At 71.7% G+C, this 13,999-nt stretch carries 12 protein-coding genes and 1 riboswitch; of the genes, 6 read left to right on the top strand and 6 right to left on the bottom strand.

The window, feature by feature from the left end; translation table 11 throughout:
* Nucleotides 1-18: 18 nt before the first annotated feature.
* The 3 genes from SPI96_RS09505 to SPI96_RS09495 all read right to left on the bottom strand — a co-directional run bounded on the left by SPI96_RS09505 (nt 19) and on the right by SPI96_RS09495 (nt 3,626).
* Nucleotides 19-1,101 carry a DNA adenine methylase gene (locus SPI96_RS09505; RefSeq protein WP_321082125.1) on the bottom strand — a complete coding sequence of 361 codons (1,083 nt, stop codon included), beginning with the start codon at nt 1,099-1,101 and terminating at the stop codon, nt 19-21.
* 199 nt (nt 1,102-1,300) lie between these two features.
* Nucleotides 1,301-1,822: a MarR family transcriptional regulator gene (locus SPI96_RS09500; RefSeq protein WP_321082124.1), complete on the bottom strand. Its 522-nt coding sequence runs from the start codon at nt 1,820-1,822 to the stop codon at nt 1,301-1,303.
* 22 nt (nt 1,823-1,844) lie between these two features.
* The gene (locus tag SPI96_RS09495) at nt 1,845-3,626 is read right to left on the bottom strand and encodes an AMP-binding protein (protein ID WP_321082123.1); all 1,782 of its coding nucleotides are present in this window, start codon (nt 3,624-3,626) and stop codon (nt 1,845-1,847) included.
* A 204-nt stretch (nt 3,627-3,830) separates the two neighbouring features.
* Here SPI96_RS09495 and SPI96_RS09490 point away from each other — a divergent pair, with 204 nt between their 5' ends.
* Nucleotides 3,831-5,084 carry an acyl-CoA dehydrogenase family protein gene (locus tag SPI96_RS09490; RefSeq protein WP_321082122.1) on the top strand — a complete coding sequence of 418 codons (1,254 nt, stop codon included), beginning with the start codon at nt 3,831-3,833 and terminating at the stop codon, nt 5,082-5,084.
* A gap of 27 nt (nt 5,085-5,111) precedes the next feature.
* Here the strand turns inward: SPI96_RS09490 and SPI96_RS09485 are convergent, their stop codons facing one another.
* A complete protein-coding gene (locus SPI96_RS09485) occupies nt 5,112-5,483 on the bottom strand; it encodes an ectoine synthase (RefSeq protein WP_321082121.1) in 372 nt (123 codons plus the stop codon).
* Nucleotides 5,484-5,641: 158 nt separating this feature from the next.
* Nucleotides 5,642-5,753: riboswitch (glycine riboswitch) on the top strand.
* Nucleotides 5,754-5,937: 184 nt separating this feature from the next.
* Here SPI96_RS09485 and gcvP point away from each other — a divergent pair.
* From gcvP to SPI96_RS09470, 3 genes are all read left to right on the top strand, one after another.
* The gene (gene gcvP / locus SPI96_RS09480) at nt 5,938-8,790 is read left to right on the top strand and encodes an aminomethyl-transferring glycine dehydrogenase (protein ID WP_321082159.1); all 2,853 of its coding nucleotides are present in this window, start codon (nt 5,938-5,940) and stop codon (nt 8,788-8,790) included.
* 11 nt (nt 8,791-8,801) lie between these two features.
* The gene (gcvT, locus tag SPI96_RS09475) at nt 8,802-9,968 is read left to right on the top strand and encodes a glycine cleavage system aminomethyltransferase GcvT (RefSeq protein ID WP_321082120.1); all 1,167 of its coding nucleotides are present in this window, start codon (nt 8,802-8,804) and stop codon (nt 9,966-9,968) included.
* Between the two features lie 191 nt (nt 9,969-10,159).
* Nucleotides 10,160-10,990 carry a nuclease gene (locus SPI96_RS09470; RefSeq protein ID WP_321082119.1) on the top strand — a complete coding sequence of 277 codons (831 nt, stop codon included), beginning with the start codon at nt 10,160-10,162 and terminating at the stop codon, nt 10,988-10,990.
* 36 nt (nt 10,991-11,026) lie between these two features.
* Here the strand turns inward: SPI96_RS09470 and SPI96_RS09465 are convergent, their stop codons facing one another.
* Nucleotides 11,027-11,716, bottom strand: coding sequence for a response regulator transcription factor (locus SPI96_RS09465; protein ID WP_321082118.1), 690 nt, complete (start codon nt 11,714-11,716; stop codon nt 11,027-11,029).
* 67 nt (nt 11,717-11,783) lie between these two features.
* Between SPI96_RS09465 and SPI96_RS09460 the strand changes: the two genes are divergently transcribed.
* Together SPI96_RS09460 and SPI96_RS09455 are read left to right on the top strand one after the other, a co-directional pair.
* The gene (locus SPI96_RS09460; RefSeq protein ID WP_321082117.1) at nt 11,784-12,020 is read left to right on the top strand and encodes a hypothetical protein; all 237 of its coding nucleotides are present in this window, start codon (nt 11,784-11,786) and stop codon (nt 12,018-12,020) included.
* The gene (locus SPI96_RS09455; protein ID WP_321082116.1) at nt 12,002-13,282 is read left to right on the top strand and encodes a sensor histidine kinase; all 1,281 of its coding nucleotides are present in this window, start codon (nt 12,002-12,004) and stop codon (nt 13,280-13,282) included. Before SPI96_RS09460 ends, SPI96_RS09455 begins: the two co-directional genes overlap by 19 nt.
* 241 nt (nt 13,283-13,523) lie before the next feature.
* Here SPI96_RS09455 and SPI96_RS09450 read toward each other — a convergent pair whose 3' ends face one another.
* Nucleotides 13,524-13,994: a hypothetical protein gene (locus SPI96_RS09450; RefSeq protein ID WP_321082115.1), complete on the bottom strand. Its 471-nt coding sequence runs from the start codon at nt 13,992-13,994 to the stop codon at nt 13,524-13,526.
* Nucleotides 13,995-13,999: the final 5 nt, after the last annotated feature.

Genomic DNA, 13,999 nt, shown 5'->3' with positions numbered 1-13,999 from the left:
CAGGAGTCTCCCACAGGCTCAGGGGGCGACGAGGATGTACTCCTCTGCCTCTCGGCGAGTGGCCGAGGCGTGGGTGCCGAAGTGATAACGGTGGCGCAGGGTGATCACCTCTGGGCGACTCCCTTTCACGTCGGTGATCAGCCCTGTGAGGGTGTCCAGGTCGGGTACCGCGTTCGATCCGTAGGAGAGGACGATGGACGAGTCGGAGAACTGATCGAGCGTGGCGGCGAGCGCATCACCGATGGTCCTCTTACTGCCGAAAGCCGTGGCCCGTTTGGCGAGCTTCTTGGTCCGGGTCGTCTCCATGATCTCGGCAGTGCCATCCTGCCAGTAGTCGGACAGCCCTTCGAGGAACCAGTAGCGCTTGATGTAGTCGTTGTCGTCGCGCGGAGGGGCGTAGGGCGGGTCCAGGTAGACGAGGTCCCAGTTCCCCTCTGCGCTCTTCACGTCACCTCGCTCTGCCTGGCACGCGGGCCCGTCAAATACGCTGGAGTTCCATGCTTCGACGCACCGGCGGAACTGCTCGGCCAAGGGCAGATGCAGGCTTTCCCGTCCGTCGTCGTACCTAAGGCCGGTGACGGTGAAGACGCCTCGCGGCTGCTTTCGTGCTGCGGCCAGCACCAGGGAGGCGATGGCAAGGTCTTGTTGCGCTCCCTCCATGGTGGCGATCTGTGACCACGCGGAGTCAAGGAAGGCAAGATCTCCGGAGGTGAAGTAGAGCCCCCCGTACGTCCTAGAGATGAAATCTCGTCCATCGCGGTTCTCGCCACTCGAAATCCGTGCCACGTCCTCCTCGGTGAGCATGGTGGTCTGGTTTACGCAGGACGCGCGGGCCAGAGTGACGGGGAAGTTGAGGTAGTCGCGGGATGTGACGTGGAACCCTTGAGCCTTCAACAGGTACGAGACGACCCCGGATCCTGTGAATGGATCGAGCGCAGTCTCACCCCCTAGCTGCGCGAAAGTATCGGCCAGAGCGGGCAGGAGTCGATACTTCGAACCCATGTAGCGCAGGTGCGGGTATGAGCGTGCTTGCGTCAGCGCAGCGTCCACCCGCGCAACGCGAGGTAGCTGGAGGTCGAGGACGGGCTGGGTCAGCGTCATGCCGCTACCCTATGGCCTCCTCCGGACAACGTTACGGCTGGCACTCTCGCCTGTGGAACCGTACGGAGGGCGTCGAAGGAGAAGCCGCCGAAGCATAGGCGGCCCGCGCACACGACCGGCCCCGGATCCCTGCGCAGGAATCCGGGGCCGGTCGTCTGCGGCGGCGCCCTGGGCGAGCTGAGCGCCGGGGTCCCCGCGATTAGTCCTCGGACACCTCGAAGTCCCCGGCCCCGGCCCGGAAACGGGCGAGGATCTCGTTCAGGTGCTCGACGTCCTCGTCCGTGAAGCCGGTCTGCCCGAACACGTCCTCGTTCAGGGCCGCCGTGGCCTCCGCCGCCACCTGCCGGCCCTCCTCCGTGAGGACGAGCACGAGAGCGCGCCGGTCCGTCTCATGCGGCTCCCGGCGCACCAGCCCCGCCCCCTCCAGACGGTCGACGGCGTTCGTCACCGAGGTGGGGTGCACCTGCAGCAGCGCACTCGCCCGGGACATCAGCATCCGGTGCTCCCGGGAGAAGTCCAGCAGCGCGAGCAGCTCGTAGCGGGCGAAGGTCAGCCCAAAGGGCTTCAACGTCGCCTGGGCGCGGGCCAGCAGCAGCTGCTGCACGCGCATGATGGAGGTGACCGCCGCCATGGGGGCTGCCACGGTGGTCCACCCGTGGCGCTCCCAGTTGCGGCGGGCCTCGGCGATCGGGTCCTTGGGCAGGGGCTGGTGGGCGCTCATCGCGGCCATCCTAGGGGGTGGGTCAGCGGCGCAGGCCGAGGTCCTCCTCCCGGTGCTCGACGCCGAAGCCCTCCGGGGCCGCGCCCGTCTCGGCACGCTCCACCTCGGCCCGGCGCAACTCCACCCGGCGGATCTTGCCGGAGATCGTCTTGGGCAGCTCGAGGAACTCGATGCGGCGGATCCGCTTGTAGGGCGGCAGCTGGGTGAGGGTGTGCTGCAGGATCTGCCGGGCGGTGTCCGCGGTGGGCTCGTAGCCGGGGGCCAGGGTGACGAACGCCTTGGGCACGGCCAGGCGCAGCTCGTCCGGGGTGGGGACGATCGCCGCCTCCATCACCGCCGGGTGCTCCACGAGGACGGACTCGAGCTCGAACGGGGAGATCTTGTAGTCCGAGGACTTGAAGACGTCGTCCGCCCGGCCCACGTAGGTGAGCACCCCGGTGGCGTCCCGGGAGGCGATGTCCCCGGTGTGGAAGAGGCCGTCGCGGAACACCTCGGCGGTCTTCTCCTCGTTCCCGTAGTAGGACTTCAGCAGCCCCACGGGCCGGGGGTCCAGGCGCAGGCACAGCTCGCCCTCGTCCGCCTCGGCGCCGGTGAGCGGGTCCACCAGGACGGCGTCGAACCCCGGCAGGGGGCGGCCCATCGCGCCGATCACGAGCTTCTGCCCCGGGGTGTTCGCCACCTGGAGGGTGGTCTCGGTCATGCCGAAGCCGTCCCGGATCACGGTGCCCCAGGCCCGGTGCACCTGGTCGATGACCTCGGCGTTCAATGGTTCACCCGCGGAGATCGTCTTGCGCGGCGGGGTCTGCAGCAGGGACAGGTCCGCCTTGATGAGCATGCGCCACACCGTGGGCGGGGCGCACAGGGAGGTCACGCCGAAGCGGTCCATGTCTGCCATGAGCCGGGCCGGGTCGAACTTCCCGCCCGGGTTGTGCACGAAGATCGTGGCCTCCGCGATCCACGGGGCGAAGAAGTTGGACCAGGCGTGCTTGGCCCAGCCGGGCGAGGCGACGTTCAGGTGCACGTCGCCCGGTTCGAGCCCGATCCAGTACACCGTGGAGAGGTGCCCCACGGGGTAGGAGGTGTGGGTGTGCTCCACGAGCTTCGGCTTCGAGGTGGTGCCGGAGGTGAAGTAGAGCAGCAGTGTCTCGTCCGCGCCGGTGGGCCCCTCGGGGACGAACTCCGCCGGGGCGGTGCGGGCCTCGTCCCCGGAGAGTACAGTGTGCCCGGCCACCTCGGGGGCCCGGCGGGCCTCGCCCTCGGCGTGCACGCCCGGGATGTGCACGAGGGTCAGGCCCTGGCCGACGCCGGCGAACTTGGCCAGGTTCTCGGCCGAGGCCACCACCCAGCGCGCCTCAGCGCGTTCCACGCGGTCGGTGAGGTCCGCCGTCGTCATCTGTGTGGTGGTGGGCACCATGACGGCGCGCAGCTTGATGCACGCGAGCATGTACTCCCAGAGCTCCACCTGGTTGTCCAGCATGAGGATCACGCGGTCGCCGCGGCGCAGGCCGCGCTCGCGCAGCCAGCAGGCCAGGCGGTTCGAGGACTCGGCGAGCTCGGCGAAGGTGCGGGTGAGGGAGGGGCCTCCGGCCTCGGAGATGATCAGCGCCGGGGTGTCCCGGCGGGCGGGGTCCTCGGCGAGGCGGTCGAACCAGTCCAGGCCGAAGTTGAAGTGTTCGAAGCGTGGCCAGATGAACTCCGACCGGGCGCGCTCGTAGTCCTCCTGGCAGTCCACGAGCAGGTCCCGGGCCGCCCGGAGGCGGGCGGTGACGGAGGCGTCGGCGGTGGTGGTGGGGGCGTCGGTCATCGGTCCTCCTGGGGGTGCTGCGGGCCTCGGGGCGAGGCCTCCCTGGTCTGGTGGAATGTGATGTGGAACACTGTCAATGTACGTGGACATCCGATAGTCGGTAAAGAGACTTCTTCGTCTCCCCGACCCCACCAGCCCCATCCGCCTCGACCAGCGCACGGCGCCCTCCGCCGTCGCCCCCGCCTCTGCCGAAGGAGCCGTCGCATGACCCCCTCGCCCGAGACCGCCGCCACCACCGGCTCGATCGACACCGTCACCGTCCGCCCCGGGCACGGCTCCGCCCCGGCCGCCCCCGGCACCCCGGCGCTGCCGGATGTGGACCTGTTCGACCTGCGCTCCCTGCTTCCCCCGGACGAGCAGGAGCGGCTCGCCAGGATCGAGGCGCACCTCGAGGAGCACGTCCGCCCCCACCTGGCTGAGCCCTGGAACACCGAGACCCTCCCGGTCGAGCTGCTGCCCGGCCTGGCCGAGGTGGGCCTCGGCGAACTCGACCACCTCGGCGCGTCCCGCCTGTTCCAGAACCTCGCCCACGTGGCCCTCGCCCGGGTGGACCTCTCCCTGTCCGCACTCGTGGGCATCCACAACGAGCTGAACATCGGCTCCATCGAACGCTTCGGCACCCCGGAGCAGAAGGCACGCTGGGTGCCCGCACTGCGGCGGTTCGAAGCGCTCGGCGCGTTCTGCCTCACCGAGCCGGACCACGGCTCGGACATCGCCGGCGGCGTGGAGACCACCGCCACCCCGGACGGGGACGGGTGGATCCTGCGGGGCACCAAGCGCTGGATCGGTGCGGGCACAGTGGCCGCCGTCGCCCTCGTGTGGGCCCGGGACACCACGGACGGCGAGGTCAAGTGCTTCCTCGTGCCCACCGACACCCCCGGCTTCACCGCCACCAAGATCACCGGCAAGCTCGGTCTGCGGATCATGCAGAACGCGGACATGGTGTTCGACGACGTCCGCCTCGGCCCCGACGCCCTGCTCCCCGGTGCCGGCTCCTTCGACGCCACCCGGGAGATGCTGCGCGACTCCCGCGCGTGGGTCGGCTGGCAGGGCGTGGGCGTGCAGCAGGGCATCCTGCGCGTACTGCGGGACTACGCCCTGGAGCGCACCCAGTTCGGCCGACCGCTGGCCCGGTTCCAGCTGGTCCAGTCCGCCATCGCCCAGGTGGCCGGCAACCTGGCCGCCTGCGAGGGCCTGATGATGCAGGTCCAGCGCCTCCAGGATGCAGGCGCCCTGGAGATGGTTCACGCCGCCGCCGCCAAGGCCACCTCCACTCGGCTGGCCCGTGAGTCCGCGGCCCTGGCCCGGGATGCCATGGGGGGCAATGGGATCGTCGCCTCCTACGAGATGGCCCGGTTCATGGGCGACGTCGAGGCGATCTACACGTATGAGGGCACCCAGAGCATCAACGCGCTGATCGTGGGCCGCGCCCTCACCGGCGTCTCGGCGTTCGTCTGACGGGGGTGGGGCCGGCGTCGTCGGCCGTCAGTAGCTGGAGTAGCCGTCCTCGGAGAGCTCGTGGACCTCGTCCCCGGTGAGGGGCGGGTTGAACACGGACACCAGGTGCATGTCCTCGGTGCCGCCGCGCAGCTCGTGCTTCTCGTGGGCGGGCAGCACGTACACGGTGCCCGGGGAGATCTCGTGGACGGTGCCGTCCGGCTCCACCACGGACCCGTTCCCGCGGATGCAGTAGCAGGCCTCCTGGTGGCTGCGGTACTGCAGCCGGGACGAGGACCCGGCGGCCACCACCGTGTGTGCCAGGGCGAACCCCATCCCGTCGTCGGCGGTGACCAGGCGCTCACTGGTGCCTCCGCCCCACTGGACCTTCTCGACGTCGGCTCGGCTGCGGGTGAACATGCTCGGACCTCCTCGACTCGTCTCGGCGGGCGGAGCGGACGCCCCGCCCGTCGTGTCCACCGTAAGGGTGCGGCCGGGCCCGGCCTCAAGGGGCCGCGGCCCGGCGATCCGGTGGTGCCGGTGGTGCCGGTGGACTAGTGTCGTCGACGACGTCACAAGCGCCCCGCGCGGGAGAGCGCCGGAGCGGGGGCATGCGCCCGCCGCCCGCCGGCCGCCGAAGGAGCAAGACCTCCCCGGGAATCTCTCAGGCACACGGACCGTGGGGGGCCATGACGCTCTGGAACGCGACGGCGCATGACAGACCGGGGAGGACCAGCCCACGCCGCCTCATTCGGCAGGACCCCTCGGAGGTACCACCGTGACCACATCCCAGACCCACTCGGAGCCCCGGGACACCGCGTCCGCTCCTTTCGTTGCCCGCCACATCGGGCCCCGCGGCGAGGACGTCGCCCGCATGCTCGAGGTCCTCGGCCGCAGCTCCGTGCAGGAGCTCGTGGACGCCGCCGTCCCCGCGGACATCCGCCAGGAGGCTCCCCTGGACCTGCCGGCCCCGCTCACGGAGGCCTCCGCCCTGGAGGCCCTGCGGGAGATCGCCGGCCGCAACGTGATGAAGACTCAGATGATCGGCCAGGGATTCCACGACACCGTGACCCCCGGCGTCATCCTCCGCAAGGTGCTGGAGAACCCGGCCTGGTACACCGCCTACACCCCGTACCAGCCGGAGATCTCCCAGGGCCGCCTCGAGGCCCTGCTGAACTTCCAGCAGATGGTGCAGGACCTCACTGCCCTGCCGATCGCCAACGCCTCCCTCCTGGACGAGGCCTCCGCCGCCGCCGAGGCCGTGCTCCTGATGCACCGGGCCAACCGCAAGCACGGCGACGGCGTCACCCTCCTGGACCAGGACCTCTTCCCGCAGACCCTCTCCGTGGTGACCATGCGTGCGCAGGCCGTGGGCCTGGACGTGCGGGTCGCGGACCTGTCCGCGGGCATCCCGGAGGATGTGCGCGCCGAGGTCGAGGAGAAGGGCCTGTGCGGCATCGTGCTCCAGCAGCCGGGCGACTCCGGCCGCCTCCACGACCACTCCGCCGCCATCGCCGCCGCCCACGAGGCGGGCGCGCTCGTCACCGTGGCCGCGGACATCCTCTCGCTCGCGCTGATCACCCCGCCCGGTGAGCAGGGCGCGGACATCGCGGTGGGCAGCACCCAGCGCTTCGGCGTCCCGCTGTTCTTCGGCGGTCCCCACGCCGCCTACATGGCCGTCCGCGACGGCCTGCAGCGCCAGCTCCCCGGTCGCCTCGTGGGCGTCTCCCACGACGACGCCGGCCGCCCCGCCTACCGCCTGGCCCTGCAGACCCGCGAGCAGCACATCCGCCGCGAGAAGGCCACCTCCAACATCTGCACCGCCCAGGCGCTGCTGGCCATCACCGCGTCCATGTACGCGGTGTACCACGGCCCCGAGGGCATCACCCGGATCGCCCGCCACGCCCACGCCCAGGCCGGCCGCCTGGCCCAGGCGCTCACCGGCGCCGGCCGTGAGGTCCTCAACGCGGACGCCCACTTCGACACCCTCACGGTGCGTGTGCCCGGCGAGGCCGAGGCGATCGTGCGCGCCGCCGAGGAGAACGGCGTGAACCTGCGCCTCGTGGACCCGGACACTGTGCGGATCGCCACGGATGAGACCACCGTGGACGAGGACCTCGAGGCCGTCGTCGCGGCCTTCGGCCTGGCCGCCTCGGATCTGCCGGCGGGCCCGCATGAGGGCGCCGCGGCGACCCCGGGCATCCCGGCGGCGCTGCGCCGCGGCTCCGCGTTCCTGACGCACCCGGTGTTCTCCGCGCACCGCTCCGAGACGCAGATGCTGCGGTACGTCACCAAGCTCGCGAACCGGGACCTCGCCCTGGACCGCACGATGATCCCGCTGGGCTCGTGCACCATGAAGCTCAACGCGACCACGGAGATGGAGGCCATCTCCTGGCCGGAGTTCTGCTCCATCCACCCGTTCGCCCCCGCACACCAGACCGAGGGCTGGCGCTTCCTCATCGAGGACCTCGAGTCCCGCCTGGCCGCGATCACCGGCTACGCGGGGGTCTCTGTGGCCCCGAACGGCGGCTCTCAGGGAGAGTTCGCCGGCCTGTGGGCGATCCGCCGCTACCACCTGGACAACGGGCAGGGGGAGCGGGACGTCTGCCTGATCCCGGCCTCCGCGCACGGCACCAACGCGGCCTCCGCGGTGCTGGCCGGCCTGAAGGTGGTGGTGGTGGCCACCGCCGAGGACGGCACGATCTCCGCCGAGGACCTCGACGCGAAGATTGCGGCGAACGAGGGCCGTGTGGCGGCCATCATGATCACCTACCCCTCCACGCACGGCGTGTACGACGCCGACGTGCGCGAGGTGTGCGACAAGGTCCACGCCGCCGGCGGCCAGGTGTACATCGACGGCGCCAACCTCAACGCGCTCGTGGGCCTGGCCCAGCCGGGCCGGTTCGGCGGCGACGTCTCCCACCTGAACCTGCACAAGACCTTCTGCATCCCGCACGGCGGCGGTGGCCCCGGCGTCGGCCCGGTGGCCGTGGCCGAGCACCTGGTGAAGTACCTGCCGGACGCCGAGCACCTGGTGACCGCCGCCCCGCACGGCTCCGCCGGCGTGCTGCCGATCTCCTGGGCGTACATCGCCATGATGGGCGGCGAAGGCCTCGCCGAGGCCACCGGCCACGCCCTGCTGGGGGCCAACTACATCTCCCAGCGCCTCAAGGACCACTACCCCACGCTCTACACGGGCAACGAGGGCCTCGTGGCCCACGAGTGCATCCTGGACCTGCGCCAGCTCACCGCCGCCCACGGTGTGACCGCCGAGGACGTCTGCAAGCGCCTGATCGACTACGGCTTCCACGCCCCCACCCTCGCGTTCCCGGTGGCCGGGACCGTCATGGTGGAGCCCACCGAGTCCGAGGACCTCGGGGAGATCGACCGGTTCGTGGACGCGATGATCGCCATCCACGGTGAGATCACGGCCACCACCCCGGAGACCGTCGAGGAGTCCGTGCTGCGCCGTGCCCCGCACACCGCCGCCGTGCTCACCGCCGACCACTGGGACCGCCCGTACTCCCGCTCCCAGGCCGCGCACCCGCTGCCGGCGCTGCTGGAGGACAAGTACTTCCCGCCGGTGGGCCGCATCGACGGCGCCTACGGCGACCGGAACCTGGTGTGCTCCTGCCCGCCGCCCGAGGCCTTCCAGGAGGCCGCCGCCACGGGGCTGGACGAGACCTCCCCCGTCTCCGCCGAGGCGACCGCCTCGACCAGCCACTGAGAGGACCCGAGATGACCGAGACCACGCGTAACTCCCCGCTGCACCCCGTCCACGAGGCCGCCGGGGCCTCCTTCACGGACTTCGGCGGCTGGAACATGCCGCTGAAGTACGGCTCCGAGCTGGCCGAGCACCGTGCGGTGCGCTCCGCGGCCGGCATGTTCGACCTCTCCCACATGGGTGAGGTGCGGGTGGCCGGCCCGGAGGCCGCCGCCATGCTGGACCACGCCCTGTCCAGCGTGATCTCCACGCTGAAGCCGGGCCGCGCCAAGTACGCGCTCTGCCTCACGGACGCCGGCACCGTGCTGGACGACCTCATCGTGTACCGGATGGACTCCGGTGCCGAGGGCGAGGAGCCGGTGTTCCTGGTGGTGCCGAACGCGGGCAACATCGCCGCCGTCGTCACCGCCCTCACCCAGCGGGCCTCCGGCTGGGACGCCACCGTGGAGGACGAGTCCGCCACCACCGCCCTCGTGGCGGTGCAGGGCCCGCAGGCCGAGCAGGTGCTGGCACACCTGGCCCCCGAGCACGCCGACACCCTCTCCGGGCTCACGTACTACGGCCATGTGAGCCTGGAGCTGCCGACGGCGGCCGGCGCCGTGCCCGCCGTCGTCGCCCGCACCGGGTACACCGGTGAGGACGGCTTCGAACTGTTCCTGCCCGCCTCCTCCCCGTCCGAGGCGGGCGACCGCGGCTCGGCCGTGTGGACTGCGGTGGCGCAGGCGGCGGAGGTGGCCGGCGTCGAGCTGACCCTGTGCGGTCTGGCCGCGCGCGACTCCCTCCGCCTCGAGGCCGGCATGCCGCTCTACGGCAACGAGCTGGACACCGCCCACCAGCCGCACGCCTCCGGTGTGAGCTTCGCGGTGCCCGCCTCCAAGGAGGCGGACTTCGTGGGCAGGGACGCGCTCGTGGGCAGGGATGAGGTCGAGCAGGTCCTCGTGGGCCTGAAGGGTCAGGGCCGCCGCGCCGCCCGCCACGGCTACGCGGTGCTCGACGCCGAGGGCAACCGGGTCGGCGAGGTCACCTCGGGCGCCCCGAGCCCCACCCTCGGGCACCCGGTGGCGATGGCCCGTGTGGACCGGGCCGTCTCCGCGGAGGGCACCGAGCTGCAGGTGGACCTGCGCGGCAGGGGTGAGCCCTTCACCGTGGTTTCCCTGCCGTTCTACTCGCGCAAGCGCTGAGTCGGACGGGGCCTGCGCCCCGCCGTCCACCCCTCCGGGCCCCGCACCCACCTGTGTGCGGGGCCCGGACCCCTGTGAGGGGAACCGGTGCGCCGGGCCTTCGCTAGACTCGGCCTCCGTAGTCCCGCCGCCCGGCCCACCCGGGCGGCGCCGCCGAGGCGCCCCGCCTCCGTCTCTCCGAGGAAGCCGCCATGACCCACGTCGCCGCCCAGGCCCGCGTGCCCAAGAAGGGCCTTCTCGCCTTCCTGATCATCGCGGCCGTGCTCCTGGGGCTCGGCGCGATGACCGTCCTGCGGGAGACCGCGCGCCAGAACTCCACCGTGGAGATCGTCACCGTGGTGGACGGCAACACGGTGGTCGTGAACCGCGGTGGCCGGCAGGAGACCCTCACCATGGCGGGCGTCCGGGCCGCGGTCCGCAACCCCGACGGCATGCGCGTGGGCCCCGAGTTCTGCATGGGCGAGCAGGCCTACGCCTGGCTGCGGGACCGCCTGCCGCAGGGTGCGATCGCCACCGTGGACACCAGCGACGAGGGCGCCCCCGAGGGCACCCGGGCCGCGGTGTTCACCCTTGCCGGGGACACCGTGAACGTGGCGATGGCCGAGGAGGGCATGGTGGCCCCCACCGGCCTGGGCGTGGACCGCTCCACCGAACGGCAGATCGCCGACGCCAACGCCGTGGCCCGGGGCCAGAAGGTCGGCCTGTACAGCGTGGAGGAGCGGTGCACGCTCCCGTACCGCCTCTTCGAGTCCACCTTCGCCCTGGAGCAGGTGCCCACCTCCGCGGCCAACACCGTGCAGGCCATCGACCAGCGCTCCGTGGAGTACGCCGACGCCCTGGACGCCGTCCGGCTCGTCCGTCAGGACATCGCGGCCACCGACCCCTCCCGCGCCACGTTCACGGACCTCGCCTACGGGCCGGCGAAGGATGAGCTGCTGCAGGAGGCGGATGCCACCGTGGAGAAGGGGATGCAGGTGCTGCGGGACCTCAACCAGAAGCGCAACGAGCTCGTCGCCCGCTGACGTCCCTGCGCCGGCGTCGGGAACCGCCCCGGAGACTCAGTCCAGGCTGAGGGTCACCAGGCCCAGCTGCGCGGCACGGATCAGCACCTGCACACGGTCCCGAACCTCCAGCTTGTCCATGATCCGCCCCAGGTTCGTCTTCACCGTGGACTCGGAGATGCACAGGGCCGCGGCGATCTCCGGGTTGGACCGGCCCCGGGCCAGCAGCTCCAGCACCTCCCGCTCGCGTTCGCTGAGGTCGGAGCCGTCCGGGTCCCCGGGCGCGCAGTGGGTGGGCCCGGCGATCGGCCGGTCCCTCTCCACCGAGGCCAACAGCTTCTGGGCCACCACGGGGGAGAGCACCGACTCACCCCGGTGCACCGCCCGGATGGCGCTGACCACGGCGACGGGTTCGGCGTCCTTGAGCAGGTAGCCGCCGGCACCGGCGCGCAGGGCGGGGACGAGGTAGTCCTCGGAGGTGAACGTGGTGATGGCCAGCACCCGGGTGGCCGGGTGGGCCCGGGTGATGCGCCTGGTGGCCTCCACGCCGTCCATCCGAGGCATCTGCATGTCCATCAGCACCACATCCGGTTCGACGGCGGCGCACGCCTCCACCGCCTCGATGCCGTCCCCCACCACGCCCACGCAGCTCAGTCCCGGCGTGGAGTCCACGAGCAGGCGCAGGGCGCCGCTCATGAGGGGCTGGTCGTCGGCGATCAGGACGCGAAGATCAGGGGTGTCGGCCACCGTCCCAGGGTAGACGCCGGCCGTCGTCGGCAGGCAGGGAAGCGGTTCGCTGTGTGAAAATCGGCGCATGGTCATCCCCCGCCTCACCGCCGCACTGCTCCTCGGCGCCGCCGCGCTCGCGGGCGCGCCGGCCGCCGTCGCCATCCCGCTCGAGCAGGCTGCCGAACCCCCTTCGGGTGCTGTGGTGGCACCGCTGCCCATGGCGGACCCGTGGGTGCAGGAGGGGGAGGGGGTCGCCGCGCCGACGGGGATGGTCACGGGCATGCGTTCGGCACTGTGCAGGCGGTGGGGTCTGCTGTGCTGAGCCGTGCCGGGGGCTCTTCCGGCAGGGGGCCGCTGTTCCGGGAGCTGCTGTGCCCGCTGGATGGCCGCTCCCCGGGGGAGGTGGGCTTCTGGGATGCCTGCGCGGTGAACCGGATCTACCTGTTCCTGGGGTCGGCCGTCCTGCTCATCTCCGCAGTCTCCGATGTTCAGGCGTTCCTGTCCGAGGGTGACCTGGGGCAGGCTGCGGTGGTCCTTGTGGCGACGGCCGCCTTCCTGGGGCAGTGGGTGCGTTCCACCGTCGGGTTCGCGATGCTTGTGGTGGCGGGGGTCCTCTCCGGGGCCATCGCCGTGGATCCGCTGACGGTGTCCATGGTGCTGCCGTTCCTGCTGGCCCAGGTGTTCGCGACGGCGCAGAGCCGGGCCTTCTTGTTCTCAGCGCTGGGGTTCACGGCGCTCTGGGTGGGCCTGGTGCCGGTGCTCTGGGACGAGGCGGGGATGTTCTGGATCACCCTGGTGTTCGCCCTGGCTGGTCTCGGTGTGGGGGCGACCATGCGGGGCTCTCGCCTCCGTCAGGCCCGCGACGCCGCGCGCATCCGGGACGCCGAGCGACGGGCGCGTGAAGCGGCGGAGCGGGAGCGCCGCATCCTCGCCCGCGACCTGCACGACATCGTGGCCCACAACCTCACGATCATCTCGATGCAGGCGCGCACCGCCCAGTACGTGGGCTCCCCGGAGGCCGCGGTGGACGTGCTCCGGGTGGTCGGAGACTCCGCGCAGGACGCCCTGCGGGATCTGCGCCGCATGCTCGCGGTGCTCCAGCAGGAGGGCGTGGTCGAGTCGGGTTCGGTGCCCGGCGGAGGGACGACGGACGACGCCGTCACCGTGGCTCGCCTGGGTGAGGGCGCCGAGCGGATGGCCGAGGACCTCCGCCTGCTGGGCATGGAGGTGAGCTGCGACGTCGACCTCGGGCCCGAGGCCCTGAACCTGGGCGTGCGCGCGGCGCTCTACCGGGTGATGCAGGAGGCGGTGACCAATGCGGCCAAGCACGGCGGTGCCGGGGAGCGGGCGTGGCTGCGGGCCTCCACGACCCCGGAGGCGGTGGTCCTCGAGGTGTGCAACACGGTGCCCGCCGAGGGGCCGGGCCAGGGGCATGGGGGAGGCAGGGTCGAGGAGAACTCCTCGGGGGTGGGTCTGCGGTCCATGCGGGATCGGATCGAGGCGTTCGGGGGGACCCTCGAGGTGGGGCCGTCGGAGGATGGGGTCTGGCAGGTCAGGGCGACGGTGCCGCTGTCCGACATGTGAGGTGCGTCACATTTGGCGTGGTGGGACGGTACTTTTGTCCACTGTCGCTCCCCCGAGGGGATCTCTAGACTCAGAGATGCCCAGAGACGGTGCACACAGCCGATTCGCGAGCCGGGAGACATGCCTGAGGGGATGCGGGCCCCGGCCACGAGTCGAGTGAGAAGGACGGTGATCCACAGATCGCCGTCCTTCGGTGTGTCCGGGGAAACCCGCCCGGAGGAGGGTGCCCGGAGGGCAGCTCTCAGGCGGCGTCCACCACACGCACCAGCGGGCGGGCCAGCAACCGCCCCAGGGCCATCAGGAGCGCCGCGGGGAAGCCGATCACCGGGATGAGCATCGGCAGGATGCCGCCGGCACCCTGGGTGAGCACCACGAGGCCGTACAGCATGCCGACCAGCGCATAGGCGAGCACATGCACCCACTGGTTGAGCACATGCCGGAAGGCGTGGTTCGCCAGCAGGCACAGCGGCAGACCCACCACCAGCCCGGCCACCCCCACCACCGTCAGCAGGGGGGTGAGGCTGCCGAGCTGCTGCAGCGTGGGCAGGAAGGACAGTCCCGCCACCGCCGCCGCCATCACCAGGTTCGGCAGCAGCCACGCCACCAGGAAGCCGTCCACCCCCATCTGCAGGCGGGGCCGGGGGCCGGCGTCGGCCCGGGCGGCCCGGCGTCGGGCGCGGGCGGTGGAGGTGACCGGGGCGGGGGTCGTCATGGGGC

It is taken from the genome of Micrococcus sp., from assembly GCF_034179925.1.
In the GTDB taxonomy this organism is placed as follows: Bacteria; Actinomycetota; Actinomycetes; order Actinomycetales; family Micrococcaceae; genus Micrococcus.
Note: the sequence above shows the minus strand (reverse complement) of the source record. Positions and strands in the feature narration are given on the sequence as shown.

What these genes read in the sequence shown, in the direction of transcription:
- SPI96_RS09460 (WP_321082117.1), top strand. Translation starts at nt 11,784, where the DNA reads ATGGTCATCCCCCGCCTCACCGCCGCACTGCTCCTCGGCGCCGCCGCG.
- SPI96_RS09505 (WP_321082125.1), bottom strand. Translation starts at nt 1,101, where the DNA reads ATGACGCTGACCCAGCCCGTCCTCGACCTCCAGCTACCTCGCGTTGCG.
- SPI96_RS09485 (WP_321082121.1), bottom strand. Translation starts at nt 5,483, where the DNA reads ATGTTCACCCGCAGCCGAGCCGACGTCGAGAAGGTCCAGTGGGGCGGA.
- SPI96_RS09490 (WP_321082122.1), top strand. Translation starts at nt 3,831, where the DNA reads ATGACCCCCTCGCCCGAGACCGCCGCCACCACCGGCTCGATCGACACC.
- gcvT (WP_321082120.1), top strand. Translation starts at nt 8,802, where the DNA reads ATGACCGAGACCACGCGTAACTCCCCGCTGCACCCCGTCCACGAGGCC.
- gcvP (WP_321082159.1), top strand. Translation starts at nt 5,938, where the DNA reads ATGCTCGAGGTCCTCGGCCGCAGCTCCGTGCAGGAGCTCGTGGACGCC.
- SPI96_RS09450 (WP_321082115.1), bottom strand. Translation starts at nt 13,994, where the DNA reads ATGACGACCCCCGCCCCGGTCACCTCCACCGCCCGCGCCCGACGCCGG.
- SPI96_RS09495 (WP_321082123.1), bottom strand. Translation starts at nt 3,626, where the DNA reads ATGACCGACGCCCCCACCACCACCGCCGACGCCTCCGTCACCGCCCGC.
- SPI96_RS09470 (WP_321082119.1), top strand. Translation starts at nt 10,160, where the DNA reads ATGACCCACGTCGCCGCCCAGGCCCGCGTGCCCAAGAAGGGCCTTCTC.
- SPI96_RS09500 (WP_321082124.1), bottom strand. Translation starts at nt 1,822, where the DNA reads ATGAGCGCCCACCAGCCCCTGCCCAAGGACCCGATCGCCGAGGCCCGC.